At 64.1% G+C, this 17,357-nt stretch carries 20 protein-coding genes; 7 read left to right on the top strand and 13 right to left on the bottom strand.

What is annotated here, in order from left to right:
* Nucleotides 1-3: 3 nt before the first annotated feature.
* The 5 genes from ASH04_RS03230 to ASH04_RS03210 all read right to left on the bottom strand — a co-directional run bounded on the left by ASH04_RS03230 (nt 4) and on the right by ASH04_RS03210 (nt 4,072).
* The gene (locus ASH04_RS03230; RefSeq protein ID WP_080731889.1) at nt 4-1,029 is read right to left on the bottom strand and encodes an alpha/beta fold hydrolase; all 1,026 of its coding nucleotides are present in this window, start codon (nt 1,027-1,029) and stop codon (nt 4-6) included.
* 79 nt (nt 1,030-1,108) lie between these two features.
* Nucleotides 1,109-1,402 (bottom strand): DUF2516 family protein, encoded by a 294-nt coding sequence (locus tag ASH04_RS03225; RefSeq protein WP_032365181.1) that lies wholly within the window; start codon nt 1,400-1,402, stop codon nt 1,109-1,111.
* A gap of 67 nt (nt 1,403-1,469) precedes the next feature.
* Nucleotides 1,470-2,264, bottom strand: coding sequence for a heparin-binding hemagglutinin (locus ASH04_RS03220; protein WP_032365180.1), 795 nt, complete (start codon nt 2,262-2,264; stop codon nt 1,470-1,472).
* Nucleotides 2,257-2,724 (bottom strand): helix-turn-helix domain-containing protein, encoded by a 468-nt coding sequence (locus ASH04_RS03215; RefSeq protein WP_027498394.1) that lies wholly within the window; start codon nt 2,722-2,724, stop codon nt 2,257-2,259. The genes ASH04_RS03220 and ASH04_RS03215 overlap by 8 nt, the downstream gene beginning before the upstream one ends.
* Nucleotides 2,725-2,797: 73 nt before the next feature.
* Nucleotides 2,798-4,072 carry a DUF445 domain-containing protein gene (locus ASH04_RS03210; RefSeq protein ID WP_027498395.1) on the bottom strand — a complete coding sequence of 425 codons (1,275 nt, stop codon included), beginning with the start codon at nt 4,070-4,072 and terminating at the stop codon, nt 2,798-2,800.
* Between the two features lie 140 nt (nt 4,073-4,212).
* On the opposite strand from ASH04_RS03210, the gene ASH04_RS03205 reads away from it, so the two are divergent.
* Nucleotides 4,213-4,890 (top strand): TetR/AcrR family transcriptional regulator, encoded by a 678-nt coding sequence (locus tag ASH04_RS03205; protein WP_228139367.1) that lies wholly within the window; start codon nt 4,213-4,215, stop codon nt 4,888-4,890.
* Here the strand turns inward: ASH04_RS03205 and ASH04_RS26850 are convergent.
* Entirely contained in the window at nt 4,887-5,060 is a 174-nt protein-coding gene (locus ASH04_RS26850; protein WP_167326064.1) for a hypothetical protein, read from the bottom strand. The genes ASH04_RS03205 and ASH04_RS26850 overlap by 4 nt on opposite strands.
* A gap of 72 nt (nt 5,061-5,132) precedes the next feature.
* Here ASH04_RS26850 and ASH04_RS03200 point away from each other — a divergent pair, with 72 nt between their 5' ends.
* Both ASH04_RS03200 and ASH04_RS03195 read left to right on the top strand, forming a co-directional pair.
* Entirely contained in the window at nt 5,133-5,678 is a 546-nt protein-coding gene (locus ASH04_RS03200; RefSeq protein ID WP_176456693.1) for a type 1 glutamine amidotransferase domain-containing protein, read from the top strand.
* A 16-nt stretch (nt 5,679-5,694) separates the two neighbouring features.
* Nucleotides 5,695-6,684, top strand: a complete 990-nt coding sequence (locus tag ASH04_RS03195) for an iron-siderophore ABC transporter substrate-binding protein (protein ID WP_032365179.1) — start codon at nt 5,695-5,697, stop codon at nt 6,682-6,684.
* 46 nt (nt 6,685-6,730) lie between these two features.
* Here ASH04_RS03195 and ASH04_RS03190 read toward each other — a convergent pair whose 3' ends face one another.
* The gene (locus ASH04_RS03190) at nt 6,731-7,192 is read right to left on the bottom strand and encodes a PPOX class F420-dependent oxidoreductase (RefSeq protein WP_027498399.1); all 462 of its coding nucleotides are present in this window, start codon (nt 7,190-7,192) and stop codon (nt 6,731-6,733) included.
* 32 nt (nt 7,193-7,224) lie between these two features.
* On the opposite strand from ASH04_RS03190, the gene ASH04_RS03185 reads away from it, so the two are divergent.
* Nucleotides 7,225-8,082 carry a PPK2 family polyphosphate kinase gene (locus ASH04_RS03185; protein WP_057472716.1) on the top strand — a complete coding sequence of 286 codons (858 nt, stop codon included), beginning with the start codon at nt 7,225-7,227 and terminating at the stop codon, nt 8,080-8,082.
* Between the two features lie 79 nt (nt 8,083-8,161).
* Here the strand turns inward: ASH04_RS03185 and ASH04_RS03180 are convergent, their stop codons facing one another.
* The 4 genes from ASH04_RS03180 to aceA all read right to left on the bottom strand — a co-directional run bounded on the left by ASH04_RS03180 (nt 8,162) and on the right by aceA (nt 11,995).
* Entirely contained in the window at nt 8,162-9,202 is a 1,041-nt protein-coding gene (locus ASH04_RS03180) for an NAD(P)-dependent alcohol dehydrogenase (RefSeq protein WP_032365177.1), read from the bottom strand.
* A 96-nt stretch (nt 9,203-9,298) separates the two neighbouring features.
* Nucleotides 9,299-9,580, bottom strand: a complete 282-nt coding sequence (locus ASH04_RS03175) for a hypothetical protein (RefSeq protein WP_205914000.1) — start codon at nt 9,578-9,580, stop codon at nt 9,299-9,301.
* Nucleotides 9,581-9,665: 85 nt separating this feature from the next.
* Nucleotides 9,666-10,541, bottom strand: coding sequence for a 3-hydroxybutyryl-CoA dehydrogenase (locus ASH04_RS03170; protein ID WP_082519141.1), 876 nt, complete (start codon nt 10,539-10,541; stop codon nt 9,666-9,668).
* A 164-nt stretch (nt 10,542-10,705) separates the two neighbouring features.
* Nucleotides 10,706-11,995: an isocitrate lyase gene (gene aceA, locus ASH04_RS03165; protein WP_027498404.1), complete on the bottom strand. Its 1,290-nt coding sequence runs from the start codon at nt 11,993-11,995 to the stop codon at nt 10,706-10,708.
* 532 nt (nt 11,996-12,527) lie between these two features.
* On the opposite strand from aceA, the gene ASH04_RS03160 reads away from it, so the two are divergent.
* On the top strand, nt 12,528-13,376 hold the full coding sequence (locus ASH04_RS03160; protein ID WP_162247513.1) for an endonuclease domain-containing protein: 849 nt from the start codon (nt 12,528-12,530) through the stop codon (nt 13,374-13,376).
* Nucleotides 13,377-13,462: 86 nt separating this feature from the next.
* On the opposite strand, the gene ASH04_RS03155 is transcribed toward ASH04_RS03160, so the two are convergent.
* The gene (locus tag ASH04_RS03155) at nt 13,463-13,867 is read right to left on the bottom strand and encodes an SPW repeat domain-containing protein (protein WP_057472713.1); all 405 of its coding nucleotides are present in this window, start codon (nt 13,865-13,867) and stop codon (nt 13,463-13,465) included.
* A gap of 148 nt (nt 13,868-14,015) precedes the next feature.
* Between ASH04_RS03155 and ramB the strand changes: the two genes are divergently transcribed.
* Nucleotides 14,016-15,428 carry an acetate metabolism transcriptional regulator RamB gene (gene ramB, locus ASH04_RS03150; protein WP_027498407.1) on the top strand — a complete coding sequence of 471 codons (1,413 nt, stop codon included), beginning with the start codon at nt 14,016-14,018 and terminating at the stop codon, nt 15,426-15,428.
* A 17-nt stretch (nt 15,429-15,445) separates the two neighbouring features.
* Nucleotides 15,446-16,219 (top strand): LLM class flavin-dependent oxidoreductase, encoded by a 774-nt coding sequence (locus tag ASH04_RS03145; protein ID WP_057472712.1) that lies wholly within the window; start codon nt 15,446-15,448, stop codon nt 16,217-16,219.
* A gap of 26 nt (nt 16,220-16,245) precedes the next feature.
* Here ASH04_RS03145 and ASH04_RS03140 read toward each other — a convergent pair whose 3' ends face one another.
* Nucleotides 16,246-17,241 (bottom strand): MBL fold metallo-hydrolase, encoded by a 996-nt coding sequence (locus tag ASH04_RS03140; protein ID WP_235579909.1) that lies wholly within the window; start codon nt 17,239-17,241, stop codon nt 16,246-16,248.
* Nucleotides 17,242-17,357 lie beyond the last annotated feature (116 nt).

Raw genomic sequence — 17,357 nt, 5'->3', positions numbered from 1 at the left:
GGGTCACAGGTTCCGCAGGCGAACCACTTCGGCGTTGAAGTCGTCGATCGCTTCCACCGAGCTCATGTGACCGATTCCGGGGATCACGATCAGTCGGCTCAGGTGATCGTGGTCGTCGAGTGCTCGGGCGAGCTTGCGCGCGTGCACGGGCGGGGTCAGTCGATCCGCAGATCCGACGAGCACGCTGGTGGGCACGGACATGTTCTCGAGCGCCTCGCGGATGTCGAGGTCGCTCAACGCAGCGCCCCAGATACCCCGGGTACGCGGCGCGCACTCGAGCACGATCTTCTCGCAGAACGCCACCTCGGCGGGCGTGGCACCGGGGGCCATCGAGATGTACTTGATGGCTTGGCGGGTCACCGGGGACGGCCGTAGCGGTAGCGCCGAGCTCAGCACAGCGCGTCCCACCGGAGCGGGTACCCGTGGGAAGCGCTGCGGCAACGGGATGACGGTGGTCTCTCGGACGAGGGAATCCGTCGCCGTGCTGGCGAGCAGCACGGCGCTGACCAGGCGGTCGACCTGATCGGGGTAATTTCCGGCCCACGCCATGATCGACATGCCGCCCATACTGTGCCCCACCAGGACGGTCTTGTTGTCCTCGGTGACGGTGGCCGAGAGAACGGCCGACAGGTCGTCGGCCAGTACGTCGGGGCTCAGCGGACGCGTTCCGACGTCGCTGCGCCCGTGTCCGCGCTGGTCGTAGACGATGACGCGGTAGCGACCTGCGAGCGCATTGATCTGCGGAAACCAGTAATCGGCCGAGCAGGTCCAACCGTGACTGAACAGGACGGGTTCGGCATCGGGGTCACCGTAGCTGCGCACGTGCAGGTGTGCGCCGTCGTCGGTGACGACTTCGGTGACGGTCGGCTCGGCCGTGGGATGCTGCAGCAACTCGTCCGGCTGCACGTCCGTGGTCTTGGTGAACGAATGCAGTCGACGTCGCCGAACGACGAAGGCCCCGATGCTCGCGGCAGCGGCGATGCCTCCGACTCCGAGCAGCGAACGTTCGATTACCTTGCGTGAAACCACTGATATTCCCCTCTACCTGTGACCCCCGAGCGGGTGCGGTAGAGGTTACGCCCAGCGCCGAACGGGCGCCGAAGCCCCTCTACCAGCGCGGTCCGCGCTGAATGCCGTCGAGCTTGGGACGCACGTCCACCAGGTACACGCAGACTGCGACGACACCGATGATGCCCAGGAAGCCGATGACGCCCGAGACAAGGATCAGCAGCAGACCGACGAACAGGATTGCGAGCCAGGCATTCTTGGTCAGCTTGTCCACGGCCGGAAAAGCGTCCGAGCGCTGACGTAGTGCGTGGAAAATCGCGTAGGCCGCTCCTGCCACTCCGAGTAGCTGGAGGAAGGTCAGGATATAGAAGCTGAAACTGCCTGCGATGCTCACAGGCGACAGTGTACGAGAAACGACCCCTGCACCGTGCGGTGCAGGGGTCGTTTTCTTTACGAGTGCTTTAGCTGGTGGTCTTCTTGGCCGGAGCCTTCTTGGCAGCCGGTGCCGGTGCGGTCTTCTTGGCGGCCGGTGCCGGGGCAGCCTTCTTGGCCGGTGCCGGAGCAGCCTTCTTGATCGGTGCGTCGGCGGTGCCGCGGGTCTTGGATTCGACCTTGCCTGCCACGCCGCTCACCTTGTCGGACGCCTCTACGGCCTTGTCCTTGGCTTCGTCGCCGGCTTCGTCGATGTTCTCGGCGAGCTCGTCGGCGGCCTCGGAGATCTCGTCGGCACCTTCGCGAACCTTGTCCGACGCGATGCCGGCCAGAGCTGCGGCGCGCTCGCCGACCGCGCGGGTCTGCGATGCGACAGTTCCGAGAGCGTGCTCGGTGAGGTCGACGACATCGTTGGCGGCGGAGTTGGCGCGTTCGAGGCCTTCTTCGACTGCCGGGGTGCGGCGGATGCGCTCGACGGTCTCTTCGCCGCGCTCGGCGAGCGAGGTGTACAGGTCGGACGCGACCTTGAGGTACGCCTCGGCTACCTTGCGAAGCTCGTCCGGGGTGAAGCGCTCGCGGAGCTCGGCGATCTCGTCGGGCAGCTCTGCGGGCAGGTTCGTCAGGCGCTCGCGGAGCGACTCGACGCCCTCGGTGACCTCGTCGGAGAGGTCTGCGATGCGAGCGTTGACCTCGCTGGTCCGGCTCTCGGCGCGCGAGCGCACCTGTGCCACGACGTCTGCGACGGCCTGGACGACTGCGTCGCCGGCACCGACAGCTGCGTAGATCGGAGTCTTGACGTTCTCGAAGTTCTTGGAATCAGACATCTGGTGTCTCCTGTTCGTCGGTTTCGGGCTCTTGCGTCGACTCGTTCTCACGACAGAACGAGTCGTAGATCTCGATCAGCACTTGCTTCTGCCGTTCGGTGATGTGCTCATCGCCGAGCAGAGCTTCGCGCACCGGACCGTGGGGACGCGCTTCCAAGATCCCGGCCCGGACGTACAGCACCTCGGAGGAAACGCGCAGACCCTTGGCTATCTGCGCAAGCACTTCTGCGGACGGATTGCGTAGTCCGCGTTCGATCTGGCTCAGATACGGGTTGCTCACTCCGGCCCTGCTCGCGAGCTGCCGCATGGATACTTGTGCGGCTTCTCGCTGGGACCGGATGTAGCTTCCGATGTCCTGGGCTGCAGTCGTGACGACTGCGGCGACAAGGTCTCCGGCCTCGGCGACCACCTGCGTCGCCTCGGTCGCTTTGGCGACCAGATCCCCCTCGTTCTCGGCCATCTCGGCCTCCTGGTTTCGGTGTCCTACTGGACGGTACCGAAGGGTGCTAACTATTGCAAGCACTCTGCTAGCACTAGTGCCCGAAGATCAGATCGGAGACGGTGTAGATCGCCAGGCCTGCGATGGAACCAACGACGGTGCCGTTGATCCGGATGAACTGGAGATCCCGTCCGACCTGCAGTTCGATCTTCCTGCTCGCTTCCTCGGCGTCCCAGCGCGCGACGGTGTCGCCGATGATCGTCGTGATCTCGTCTGCGTAGTTGGCAGCGATGTAACGGGCCCCACCCAGCAGCCATCCGTCGGCTTTTCCGCGCAGTTCGTCGTCGTCGCGCAGTCGAATGCCGAAGTTGGCCGTGTTCTCCTTGATCTTGTTGCGCAAAGTACTCGTCGGATCGTCAACCGACTCGGTGATCAGACGCTTGGCCACCTTCCACGTCGACGCGGCGAGCCCGGTGATCTCCTCGCGGCCCATGATCTGTGCCTTGAGCTTCTCGGCCTTCTCGATGGTGGCCGGATCGTTCTGCAGATCGTTGGCGTAGTCGACGAGGAACTTGTTCGCCGCCAGGCGCACCTCGTGTTCGGGATTGGAGCGGATCTTCCACGTGAACTCGACGAGTTCCTTGTAGACCTTCTCCCCCAGCAGCGTGTCGACGAACTTCGGCGACCAGTTGGGCGAGTCCCGGGCGACCACACGATCGATCATTTCCTGGCTGCCCAGTGCCCACTGATGAGCCCGCTCGGCCAGCATGTCGATCAGCGGCAGCTGACGGTTCTCGCGAAGCAGCTCGTCGAGGATGCGGCCGATCGGCGGACCCCATTGCGGATCGGCCAGTCGGCGCACGATGGTGCTGTCGATGACGGCGGTGATGTCCTCGTCGTTGAGCACGTCGACCACGCCGTGCAGCACCGTTGCCGCCTCGGCCGCCACCCGTTCCGCATTGTCGGGTTGGGCGAGCCAGGTGCCGAGCCGCAACGGCACCTGAGCCGACGCGACCTTCTCCGAGACGACCTCGGGCGCGAGGAAGTTGCTACCGACGAACGAGCTCAGGCTGGCACCGAGCTGGTCCTTCTTCTTCTTGATCAGGGCCGTGTGCGGAATCGGAATGCCCAGCGGATGCTTGAACAGGGCCGTCACTGCGAACCAGTCCGCCAGCGCGCCCACCATGCCTGCCTCCGACGCCGCTCGGACGTACCCCACCCATGCCCCGGCCCCGGTGGATTCCTGCCAGCGGCAGAAGAGATAGACGATCGAGGCGAAGACGAGGAATCCCGTCGCGACGGTTTTCATCTTGCGGAGGTCGCGACGCTTGGTCTCGTCGTCGAAGTTCATGAGCTGCACACCCGACATTGTGCCCAGAATCGCAACCGATCAACCGGGCACGGCCCCCTCCTGTGTCGCACCCGACGCATAAGGTGGGTGACGTGGTGAAAAATAGTGCGGCGGCAGCCTCGGAGGACGCCCCCGAGGCGGACGCGGACAAGCCCAAGATCGAGAAGCCGGACGGCCGCAAGCGTCGATGGCGAGAGCACAAGATTGCCCGACGCGAGGAGCTCGTCGACGGTACGTTGGCCGCGATCCGGCTGCGTGGTCGCGAGATCGGGATGGACGAGATCGCGTCGGAGATCGGTATCTCGAAGACGGTGCTCTATCGCTATTTCACCGACAAGAACGATCTGACCAGCGCGACGATGTCTCGATACGTCGAAACCACCCTCGCGCCGCGCATCTACTCCGCGATCTCCCACGAGCTCGACGAGTACGAACTGACCCGGGTGGTGGTGACCGCCTACGTCGAGACGGTGGCCACCGATCCCGAGGTGTACCTCTACGTGATGGCCAACAACGCCGGCAACAACCGGGACGTGGTGGCCGAGTCCGAGCGCATGATCGCCGAACTCCTCTCCACCGTGTTGGGTGAGCGGCTGCGCCAACGCGAGATGGATTCGGGCGGCTCGGTGCCGTGGGCGTTCGCCATCGTCGGCGCAGTCCAGTTGGCCACGCACTGGTGGATCTCGAACAAGTCCATGTCCGCCGATGACCTGATCGACTACCTCTGCATGATGATGTGGGGCGGCATCCACGGCGTGGCCATGGCCGACGGCTCACCGGCCAAGTTCAAGTCGCAGCCGCATCCTCTGGTGGACGACGAGCCGGGTAAGTCCTAGCGCTCGTCGTATTCGTCGTCGAGCGGAACTTCGGTGCGTTGTTCGATGACGTCCGTGGCGTCGGCCTCGACGGGGAGATCGCCCGCATCCGGCTCGTCCGGTTCGTCCGCGATCGGCAGATTCTGCTCGACGCGATCCTCGGTCGGAGATTCGATCGGTGATTCGCTCATGTGTCCATTCGTACCACTGCCGCGCACACGGTTCTCGTTTGAAACTCGATCGCGCCGGTAATCCGAACGAGCATGAGCAACGAAACATTGTCCGGACGCCGCATTGCCGTTCTCGCCACCGACGGTGTAGAGCAGGTCGAGTTGGTGCAGCCCCGTGAAGCCGTCGAAAATGCCGGTGGCACAGTCACATTGGTGTCGCTCGATCACGGCGACATCCAAGCGATGAACAGCGACGTGAACGCAGGCGACACGTTCAGTGTCGACAAGATCGCGGGCGAGGTATCGGTCGACGACTTCGACGCGTTGATCCTGCCCGGCGGCACCACGAATCCCGATCAACTGCGCGTGGATGCGGACGCAGTGGAGTTCGTGCGCGCATTCGTTCAGGCGCGCAAACCGGTCGGAGTCATCTGCCACGGCGCGTGGACGTTGGCCGAAGCAGACGTACTGAAAGGCCGCACGCTGACGTCCTACCCGAGCATTCGGACCGACCTTCGTAACGCCGGTGCCACCGTCGTCGACGAGGAAGTGGTCGTGGACGGCAATCTGGTGTCGAGCCGCAACCCCGACGACCTGCCTGCCTTCTGCGCGAAGATCGTGGAGCACTTCCGCGCTTGATAGGTTAGCGTGCCCTATGCGCATTTCTCGATCTCTGGCCCTGCCTGCGGCAGCCGTGGCCCTCGCCCTGACCCTGACCGCGTGCGGATCCGGTAATTCCGACGACGGCGACCCGGCCGATTCGGCTGCTGCGGGCACCGTCGTCACCGACATGTTCGGGGAGGTCGAGGTGCCGGCCGACCCCCAGCGAGTAGTTGCGCTCGGCTGGTCCGACGCCGAAACCGCATTGGCTCTCGGCGTGCAGCCCGTCGGAGCCAGTGACTGGCTCGGCGTCGGCGGCAACGGCCTCGGCCCCTGGGTCACCGAAAAGTACGACACCGACCCGACGATCCTGGCCACCTACGACATCGACGTCGAATCGGTCGCCGCCCTGGCACCGGACCTGATCCTGTGGACCAGGAGCACCAACGACAAGGCCGTGTACGACCAGCTGTCCGACATCGCCCCCACTGTCGCGGCACCTCCGGGAACCGACGTCGCCTACGGCACCACATGGGACGGGCAGACCGAGATCGTCGCCGAGGCGCTCGGAAAAGTCGACGAAGGCAAAAAGCTGATCGACGACACCAAGACCCAATTCGCCGAGACCGTGGCTGCCAACCCGGAATTCGCCGGCAAGTCCGTCGCCGTCGGCACGCTGTACAGCGGCCAGAGCGGGGCCTACGTACGCGGCGACACCCGAGTCGACTTCCTCGAAGCACTCGGACTGACGAACGCCCCGGCCATCCAGGACCTCGCCCAACCCGGGAAGTTCAGCGTCGACCTGTCCGAGGAGAACATCGCGAACCTCGACGCCGACCTGACCGTCATGTTCCCCATCGGCAGCGGACCCGAGGTCATCACCGAGAACCCGCTCATCCAGGGACTCCCGTCGGCCCGCGACGGACGCCTCGTCGTGCTCGGTGACACCGACCTGTCCAACGCATTCTCGGCCGCCTCGGTCGCGGGAACCCGATATGCATTGGACAACGCAGTGCCACTGTTCGCAGCACCACTGAAGGCCTAGCTCACACCCGCCCGGGAGGGCTTGCGACACTCTTCCCGGGGGCTTGTCACACTCTCCCGGGCGGGAAGCCACCCGCGGCGATCGGGCCCCAGGTGTCGATCGTGATGCGGATCAACGACTTTCCCTGCTTCACCATCGCCGCGCGGTACTCGTCCCAGTCCGAGTGCTCACCGGCGATGCTGCGGAAGTACTCCACCAGAGGCTCGACGGCGTCGGGGAGATCGATGATCTCGGCCGTCCCGTCGACCTGGACGTAGTCGCCGTTCCAGTCGTCGCTGTGTACCAACACGGTGACGGCCGGCGTGCGGCGGATGTTGTGCACCTTGGCGCGCTCGGGGTAGGTGGCGATGACGATGCGGCCTTCCGAGTCCACGCCTGCGGACACCGGGGAGACCTGCAGACCGTCGTCGCGCTTACGCGTGATCAGGGTGTGGTGGTGCCGCGGAGATACGAATTCGAGCAGTTGCTCACGCGACACAGTCTCGGCTTTTGCGATGGTAGGGGCCATGAATCCCATGGTAGAGAAGTAGTCTTCCGCCTATGGCCGACAAGTCGAAACTGTGGACGCTCTCTCCCGTCGATGTGCTGCGCGCCAGTGCCTCTCCTCGTGTGGAGGACATCGATTTCACCGCCACTCCGGCGTTCGACGGCGCGAAAGCGCACGGCAACGACGCGCTCGAGCAGCGCGGTGCGGTGCTGGCGGCGCTCCAGGAAAAGCTCTATGCCCACGGGCGCGCGGGCGGCACCAAGTCGGTTCTGCTCGTGCTGCAGGGCATGGACACTGCGGGCAAGGGCGGCATGGTCAAGCACGTCATCGGGATGGTCGATCCGCAGGGCGTCGACCTCGCGTCGTTCGGGGTGCCGACCCAGGAGGAGAAGCAACACCACTACCTGTGGCGCATCCGCAAAGCTCTTCCGCGCGCAGGCCGAATCGGGGTGTTCGATCGGTCCCATTACGAGGACGTTCTCGTCGTCGCAGTCCACGACCTCGTACCACGGCAGGTGTGGGAGAAGCGATTCGACGAGATCAACGCCTTCGAGAAGGAGTTGGTCGACGAGGACACGGTCGTCGTCAAGGTGGCCTTGTTCGTCTCGGCCGACGAACAGAAGAAGCGACTGCAGGAACGGCTGGATCGACCCGAGAAGCACTGGAAGTACAACCCGGGCGACGTCACCGAGCGTGGTTTCCTGCCGCAGTACCGGACGGCGTATCAGCGGGTTCTCGATCGCACGGATACCGACCACGCACCGTGGTACGTCGTCCCGTCCGACCGCAAGTGGTACAGCAGACTGGCCGTCACGGAAATTCTCATCGACGCGCTCGAAAAGCTCGATCTCGATTGGCCCGCAGCCGATTTCGATGTCGAACACGAGAAGCAGCGACTCGCCGAGAGCTGAACCCCCTTCGAAGGCGTGAATGGTCCATCGACCCCCGTCTGGGCAGGTCGATGGACCATTCACGCGTCCAAGGAGACAGTTACAGCGTGGCTGCGTCGATCACGAAGCGGTAGCGCACGTCGGACTTGACGACGCGGTCGTAGGCCTCGTTGATCTTCTCGGCCGGGATGACCTCGATCTCGGCACCGATGTGGTGCTCGGCGCAGAAGTCCAGCATTTCCTGGGTCTCGGCGATGCCGCCGACCATCGAGCCCGCGAACGAGCGACGGTTGGTCAACAGGGCGAATGCCGGGATCTCGAGGGGCTTCTCGGGAACACCGAGCTCGACGAGGGTGCCGTTGCGGGCCAGCAGTCCCAGGTACTTGCCCATGGGCAGGTTGGCCGAGACGGTGTTGAGGATCAGGTCGAACTTGCCCTGCAGATCCTTGAGAGCGGTGGTGTCCTTGGTGGCGTAGTACTCGTCGGCACCGTAGGCCTTGCCGTCTGCTTCTTTCGCATCCGTCTGGCTCAGCACGGTGACGTGCGCGCCCATGGCGTGAGCGATCTTGACGCCGATGTGTCCGAGGCCGCCCATACCGATGATGGCGACCTTCTTGTCGGGGCCGGCTCCCCAGTGCTTGAGGGGCGAGTACAGCGTGATGCCTGCGCACAGCAGCGGCGCTGCGACGTCGAGTTCGACGCCTTCCGGGATTCCGAGTACGAACTTCTCGGTGACGACGATCTGGGTGGAGTAGCCGCCGTTGGTGAACTCACCCTCGTAGGTGGTGGAGTTGTACGTCTGGACGACGCCCTTGGTGCAGTACTGCTCGTCGCCGTCGAGACATGCCTCGCACTTGCCGCAGGAGTCGACGAAGCAGCCGACGCCCACGCGGTCGCCGACCTTGCGGGTGGTCACCTCGGAGCCGACCTCGGCCACGATGCCGGCGATCTCGTGTCCGGGAACGACGGGGTACGTGGTGCCGCCCCACTCGTTCCGGGCGGTGTGGATGTCGGAGTGGCAGATGCCCGCGAACTTGACGTCGATGAGGATGTCGTGCGGTCCGACTGCACGTCGCTCGATCGTCGCCTTCTCGAGCGGGGCGTCCGGAGCGGTGGCCTGGTAAGCGGTAGCTGAAGTCATATCTACATTGCTACCTACGCATCTGTGTAAGCGCAACACAGCTACCGCTACGACCAGGCTATTCCTGCTCCGAACGAGTCGTTCGCAACAGTAACGTCAGCTGTTCTTGGCGATATTGACGCCGAGCCATCCAACATACGCTGCCAGACCGACCAGTCCGATCTTGCGGGTCTTGGGGTACGCGATCGCCACGCCGACGGCCAGTTCTGTGGCCCCGTTACGACTGATCCAGGTTCGAGTGTCCTTGGGGAACGGAAGCTTGGTGATTCCCTCGAAGGCCTCCGGCACCACGAAATGGGCCGCGCCTGTTGCGGCCAACCCGATTCCGAATGCCTTGGGCACCAGACCGTTCGACTTCTTGGACTTGCTCACTGACATGCTCCCTGGGATCGATGGATTTGCACCGGCAGACCGACAATAGCGCTCGGCAAGCCGCTGCGCGGCGACCCGCCCGAGACGCCCACTACTTTGCTACGCGGCCGTTCTCGTAGCGGTAGAACCCGGCCCCGGTCTTCTTGCCCGTCTGTCCCGCCTCGACCATGCGCAGCAACAGCGGCGGTGCCGCGAACAGCGGCTCGTCGAATTCCGAATACATGGAGTCGGCAATGGACTTGACGGTGTCGAGACCTACGAGATCCGCGAGCGCGAGCGGTCCCATCGGGTGTGCCAAACCCAGAACCGTCGCTTTGTCGACGTCTTCCTTGGTGGCGAATCCCGACTCGACCATGCGGATCGCCGAGAGCAGATACGGAACGAGAAGTGCGTTGACGACGAAGCCCGAGCGATCCGCGGATCGCACCACCTGCTTGCCGAGAACATCTCCGGCGAAGGCTTCGGCGCGGTCGGCCACCGCATCGGACGTTGTGCTCGTGGTGACCAGCTCGACGAGTGGCAACACCGGTACCGGATTGAAGAAATGAAGTCCGACGACGCGCTGCGGTGCCGTGGTGGCCGACGCGAGCGTCGTGATCGGAATGGACGAGGTGTTGGACGCGAGCACGGCATTCGCGTCGGACACCACCGCGTCGAGTTCTGCGAATATTGCCGACTTGACCTTTTCGTCCTCGAGGACTGCTTCGACGACGAGTTGGCGGTCTGCGAAGTCCCCGAGGTCGCAGGTGAACCGCAACCGGGAGGCGGCGTGTTCTCGTTCGCGCTCGGTGATCTTGCCGCTGCTCACTCCGCGGTCCAGTGATTGCAGGATGCGACTGCGGCCGGCCGTCGCCAGTTCGCGAGTCTGTTCGTAGACCGCCACGTCGACGTGCGCGCGGGCGCAGACCTCTGCGATTCCCGCACCCATCTGTCCGGCTCCGACGATCCCCACCCTCTCCACCGTCACAGCAAACTCCTAGCGAATAATGTTGCACCACAACAGCTTAAAGCGAGATGAGGGTAACCCTTCCGGGGTACGCCCAGAACCCAGGCGATACAAATCAGGCGGCCCGCAGCGAAACGCTGGGGCCGCCTGACTAGTGCGCTGAAGTTCCGGGGAGGCGGGCTAGCTCAGTGGAACTGGCCTTCTTCGGTGGAGCCCTTCAGTGCTGCCGTCGAGGTGTTGGGGTCGACGGTGGTGGCGATGCGGTCGAAGTAGCCCGCGCCGACCTCACGCTGGTGCTTGATGGCGGTGAAGCCACGCTCTTCGGCAGCCTTGAACTCGCGCTCCTGCAGGTCGACGAACGCGGTCATGCCTTCGCGGGCGTAGCCGTGTGCCAGGTCGAACATGCCGTAGTTGAGCGAGTGGAAGCCCGCGAGGGTGATGAACTGGAACTTGAAGCCCATGGCGCCGAGTTCCTTCTGGAACTTCGCGATGGTGGCGTCGTCCAGGTGTGCCTTCCAGTTGAACGAAGGCGAGCAGTTGTAGGCGAGCAGCTGGTCCGGGAATTCGCTGCGAACCGACTCGGAGAACTTCTTGGCGACCTCGAGGTCCGGGACGCCGGTCTCCATCCAGATGAGGTCTGCGTACGGTGCGTAGGCCTTGGCGCGAGCGATGCAGGGCTCGATGCCGTTCTTGACGCCGAAGAAGCCTTCTGCGGTGCGGGTTCCGTCGAGGAACTCGCGGTCACGCTCGTCGACGTCGGAGGTGATCAGCGTGGCTGCCTCGGCGTCGGTGCGGGCGATGATGACCGAGGGGACGTCGGCGACGTCCGAGGCCAGACGGGCGGAGGTCAGGGTGCGGATGTGCTGCTGGGTGGGGATGAGCACCTTGCCACCGAGGTGGCCGCACTTCTTCTCCGATGCGAGCTGGTCTTCCCAGTGCACGCCGGCAGCGCCGGCCACGATCATGGCCTTCTGCAGCTCGTACGCGTTCAGTGCGCCACCGAAGCCTGCTTCGGCGTCGGCCACGATGGGTGCAACCCAGTTCTTGACGGACGTGTCGCCCTCGATCTTGGCGATCTCGTCGGCGCGCAGGAGTGCGTTGTTGATGCGACGGACGACCGACGGAACCGAGTTGGCCGGGTAGAGGCTCTGGTCCGGGTAGGTGTGGCCCGAGAGGTTGGCGTCGCCGGCGACCTGCCAGCCGGAGAGGTAGATCGCCTGGAGGCCGGCGCGAATCTGCTGCACGGCCTGGTTGCCGGTGAGGGCACCGAGCGAGTTGATGTAGTCCTCGTTGTTGACGAGATCCCACAGGATCTCGCTGCCGCGGCGAGCGAGTGTGGCTTCTTCGACCACAGTGCCCTGGAGGTCGGAGACCTGCTGCGCGGTGAAGTTACGGGTGACGCCCTTCCAGCGCGGGTTGGTGTCCCAATCCTGCTGAATCTCGGCGGTGGTCTTCGGGGTGCCGGTGGTCGACATCGGAGCTCCAGTCTCTTCTCTGCTTCTCGGCCTGCCGCGAGACGAATCTTCACATCGTTGCCAGGCCCTTCTGGTGTACTCCAAAACAATGGCACACCCGAAAACAGGCGTCTACCAGTTGTTAGTGCCAATCTTGGCTAGCTTTCCAGAGCCCTTTGCTAAGTCTGCAAATTTTTGGGGCTCACATACCTCACTGATCGGGCGGCGTGGTTACTCGTCGGTAGCGACGAATCCCCAGTTGGTGAACGGAATGAACAAAATTCTTTACGGGACGCTTGTACGGTTTGAATCGAGCGTCTGAATCGAGTCAGAAAACAGCTTGGTAGTGATGGACGTCACACACGCTTTGTCTCACGATGTGGACGCTGCACAAGGTGCTCCACTCGCGATCTCTCGTTGGAGAATCCCCCGTGCGAGTGCGTCGAGTGGAGCAGGAATTGCACCATCCACAAGCCATCGGCCATGCACAGGCCATTCCATTTCCCCAGGTCGATTGATCATCGCCCCACAACGACGCGCCGATGCTGCAGCAATGACACGCCAGAACCCCGCAGGCTCCACTCCCACCACTTGGGGGGATCTCGTCGCCGCAGGGATTCACCCCAGCACCATCTCGCGTCGCTTCACCCGCGTCCTGCCGACGGTCCATATGCGCGGGGAGCCGTCGACGATGGACCGTTGTCGGGCGATCACGCTGTGGCGACCCGACGCCGTCCTCAGTCATCGATCGGCCGCGTACCTGCGCGGCTGGACCACCGAACCGACAATGCTCGACGCCACCGTCCCCCGAACTGCGCGGCTGAGACCTCCGTCTTGGCTTCGGCTGCACCGTCGCGACATGGACTCCACGCTCGTCGACGAGGTCGCGGCGCTGCCCTGCACCATCTCTGCGCAGACGATGCTCTATTGCCTGGCGCTACTCCCCCGCCCCGATGCCGAGTTGCTGATCGACGAGCGCCTGAAGTTCGGAATGGACCCGGCTTCGCTGCTCTGCCTACTCGACCGCTTCCCGGGTCGGCACGGGAACGTCGAGCTGGCTCGTCAGGTGCGGCTCGCGGTATCGAGATTTGCGTCGGAGCCCGAGCGCGCCCTGGGCCGCGCAGTGCATCGACTCGGCCTGCGCCTGGAGATGAACGCTGCAGTCGGTCCGTTCGTGTGTGATTTCGTCGACCGCCGCAGCCGAACGATCATTGAAGTCGACGGTCGCGAATTCCACAGTGCAGCAGCCGTATTCAGCAAGGATCGCCGACGACAGAACGCGCTGATCCTCGATGGTTGGTTGGTGCTGCGCTACTCGGCATTCGATGTGCTCACTGCACCCGATCGCGTTGCGGGCGAAATCGCGTCGGTTGTCAGGCGGCGCCGGGCATCGCGGCGATGACTGCACACAATGCTCCACTCACTGGGCCGCACACGAGATTCATCGCGCCTGTCCCGGGAAGTGGATCATCAGTTGCAGAGAAGGGCTCAGATGCGAATGCCGGTGCGTTCGTCGCTGGAGGCCACTACTCGCGAGGTGACCGGCACCCGGCGCGATGCGATGACTCCCAGCGCACCCATGGCGGCGATCACGAGTCCGCCGACGATGGCGAACAGGTCCGCGGCCAGCAATCCGGAGGGGAATACCATCAGCGCGGGCGAGACGGCGAGCAACACACCGAGGCCGACGTGAGTCCAGTGACTCTGCCTGGACGCGGATCCGATGGCCCAGAGCGCCGACGATGCCGCAAGGATGCCGAGCACCAGGATGGCTCCGGTGACTTCTTGGTCGCCCTGGACGGGAAGCCAGACGGTGGAGGCGACCAGAACGGCTCCGGTGACGAAGACGACGACGTCCCTGACGATTTCCGATGTGCGCTGACGATTGGACATGACCGCTCCTCGAGGTGCGTGGTGAATAGCTCGTATATCGGTATACGCCTTTACTTCGGCTAATGTTCCCGACGGTCACCGAATCGTGACCCAGCAGCTAGTTGCGAACGGTGTTAAGGCAATTCTTCGCAGGCGTAGCCTGGCAACCGTGTCCAAGACTTTCGTCGGCGTTCGCCTTCGGCAGCTCCGCAGTGAACGCAGCATGAGCCAGGTATCTCTGGCGCAGAAGCTCGGCATCTCGGCCAGCTATCTCAACCAGATCGAGCACGACGTGCGTCCGTTGACGGTTCCGGTACTGCTGCGCATCTCGGAGGTCTTCGGCGTCGACACATCGTTCTTCTCCTCCGAGGACGACACCAGGTTGGTTGCCGAGTTGCGCGAAGTCGCACTCGATCAGGACATGGGCATCGACGCAGATCCGCACGAGATCGCGCAGATGGTCAGCTCGCACCCACAGCTGGCTCGGGCGATGGTCAATATGCATCGCCGATACCGCAATACGACGGCTCAGCTGTTGGCAGCGACCGAGGAACGATTCTCCGACGGCAGTGGCAGCGGCTCGATCAGCAAGCCGCACGAAGAGGTGCGCGACTACTTCTATCAACGACAGAACTATCTGCACGAATTGGATACCGCCGCAGAGGCATTGACGTCGAGAATTCGGTTCCATCGCGCCGATGTGGGCGGTGAGATCGCGAAGCGGTTGCGCACGGTGCACGACGTGCAGATCGTCAATCGCATCGACCTCGGTGAGAACGTGTTGCATCGGTTCGACCCGCAGACAAGGGTATTGGAGATTTCGCCTCACCTCTCCGGCGGGCAGAAGGTGTTCAAGTTCGCTGCCGAGCTCGCGTATCTCGAATGCGGTGATCTGTTGAACAAGATGGCCGACGAGGGAAACTTCACGAGCGAGGCGTCGAAGAAGTTGGCGGTGCTCGGGTTCGCCAACTATTTCGCGGCCGCGACGGTGTTGCCGTATCACCAGTTCCACGATGTCGCCGAGGATTTCCGATACGACATCGAGCGGCTGTCGGCCTTCTTCTCGGTGAGTTACGAGACCATCTGTCACCGTCTCTCCACGCTGCAGCGCCCCGAGATGCGCGGTGTGCCGTTCTCGTTCGTCCGGGTCGATCGCGCCGGCAACATGTCTAAACGACAGTCCGCCACCGGCTTTCACTTCTCCTCCAGCGGCGGCACGTGCCCGCTGTGGAACGTGTACGAGACGTTCGCGTATCCCGGCAAGATCATGACGCAGATCGCCGAGATGCCCGACGGCCGCAATTATTTGTGGATCGCACGAACGGTGGAACGCCGCGCCGCTCGATACGGGCAGCCCGGCAAGACTTTTGCCATCGGCCTCGGTTGCGAACTGCGCCATGCCGGACGGCTCGTCTATGCCGATGGACTGGACGTGCAGGGCTCGGCGGTCGCAACTCCGATCGGAGCGGGTTGCCGGGTCTGCGAACGCTCGAACTGCCCGCAGCGTGCGTTTCCGCCGCTCGGCAAGGATCTCGACATAGACGAGCACCGAAGCTCGGTGTCCCCGTACCTCGTTCGCTGAGTAGAAAGAGAATTCCCATGACCCGAATCGGCGTTGTACTCCGGCCCGAGATCGCCCCGGAGGCGCTGGTCGACGCGGCTCGCGCAGCCGATGCCGCGGGCGTCGACGAGATCTGGCTGTGGGAAGACTGCTTCTTCTCCGGCGGGCTGTCCACTGCTGCACTGATTCTCGCGAGCACCGATCGCGTGAACGTCGGCATCGGGGTGTTGCCCACTCCGATGCGGAACGTGGCGTCGACGGCCATGGAGATCGCGACCGTCGCTCGGGTCCATCCGGGCCGGCTCCGCGTGGGACTCGGCCACGGCGTCCAGTCGTGGATGGGCCAGATCGGCGCACGAGTGCAGTCTCCGCTGACGTTGCTCGACGAGCAGATGACAGCCCTCACCGCTCTCCTCGCGGGCGAGAGCGTCACCACGCAGGGTCGGTACGTCTCACTCGACAATGTGCAGCTCGATTGGCCTCCGCTGCAGGCACCTCCACTGCTCGTCGGGGCCACGGGCCCGAAAACCCTTGCTCTGAGCGGCCGCAGGAGTGTCGGCACCATTCTCACGAGCGAGACGGACCCGGATCAGCTGCGGACTGCCGTCGGGCATATCGCCGCGGGGCCGGGTCACGACATCGTCGTCTATGTCGCCGTCGGATCCGATTCCGATGCCGCCATGAGCAACCTGCAGCGCTGGATCGATGCGGGCGCGACCACTGTTGTACTCGAACCGTCTGCACAACAACCGGATCCGACCCCACTGTTCGCGCACGCCGCGTCCTTGACGACGGAGTTAGGAGCCCAGTAACCAACAGCCTCACCGAAAGGCTGACACTAGCGCTCCCGCAGATACCGTCCCGCGTCGGCGAACGCGCGTGCTCGACGCGTCAGCGTGGGTGGCGCAGCGGGTTCGCCTCGCCACAGGCGGTAGAGCGTGCTCATGCTGAGGATGAGTCGCTCGGGCGAATCCCAGTGCGCGTAATGGCCGAATTCGGGTGATTTGAGCAGGTTCAGGGCGGCCTCGGTGGAGCCGAGGCCCGCGTCGAAGCACGCTCGTCCGGCCTCGGCCACCCAGGTCCAGTAGCTGCGCACGGCGCGTATTTCGTCGGTGCCGCACAGGGGTCCGTGGCCGGGGACGTACACGTCGGCGTCGAGTTCGAGGAGGTGGTCGAGGGCGTCGATCCAGTTCTGCAGAGGGCCGTGCCAGAGCACCGGGGTGGCGTCGATGAAGAGCAGGTCGCCCGCGAACACGACCCCCACGTCCGAGAGGTGCGCGATGAGATCGCCTTCGGTGTGCGCCGGACCGAGGTAGCGCAGGTGCACCGATCGTCCTGCGACATCGATGGTTTCGGTGGTTTCGAAGGTGTGATCAGGCAGGCGGGGCAGCGCCGACGGAAACAGCGCATCGCCGCGAACACGGTTCATGTAGGAGCCCATGGCACCGATCGGTCCCGGCACCCAGCCGACTGCCTTGCCGAAGGACGCGAATGCGGATACTCCCTTCGGCGGGGTCTCCTCCTTCATCGCGTGCAGCGACGCCGCACTGGTGGTGATCCGTGCGGAGGCGGGCACGCTGTCGTTTCCCCACCAGTGATCACCGTCCGAATGCGTGTTGAGGACCTCGGTGATCGGTGCGGCGGCAACCAACTCGGCGGTGCCGGCGGCAACCCGCTCGGCCCAGTTCACGTCCCAGACGGTGTCGATCAGCATCGACGCCGAACCGGGTGCCACGACGAGCCCGGTGTTGGTCTGCCCCCAACTGCCCGGCGGACGCATGAAGGCCCAGGTGTCGTCGGCGATCTGCTGGTATCCCACCTCGGTGTTTCGCACTGCCACAGGCTATCCGCTCAGCATCTCCTGTACTTGCTTGTTCTTCTGACGTTTCGTCCTGATTACTCGCATCGTCGTGTACATCTTGTCGGGTGGCAAAGTCTCGCCCGTGGGTG

It is taken from the genome of Rhodococcus sp. Leaf233 (assembly GCF_001426165.1).
Lineage (GTDB): Bacteria > Actinomycetota > Actinomycetes > Mycobacteriales > Mycobacteriaceae > Rhodococcoides > Rhodococcoides fascians.
This window is presented reverse-complemented; position numbering and strand designations above follow the sequence as displayed.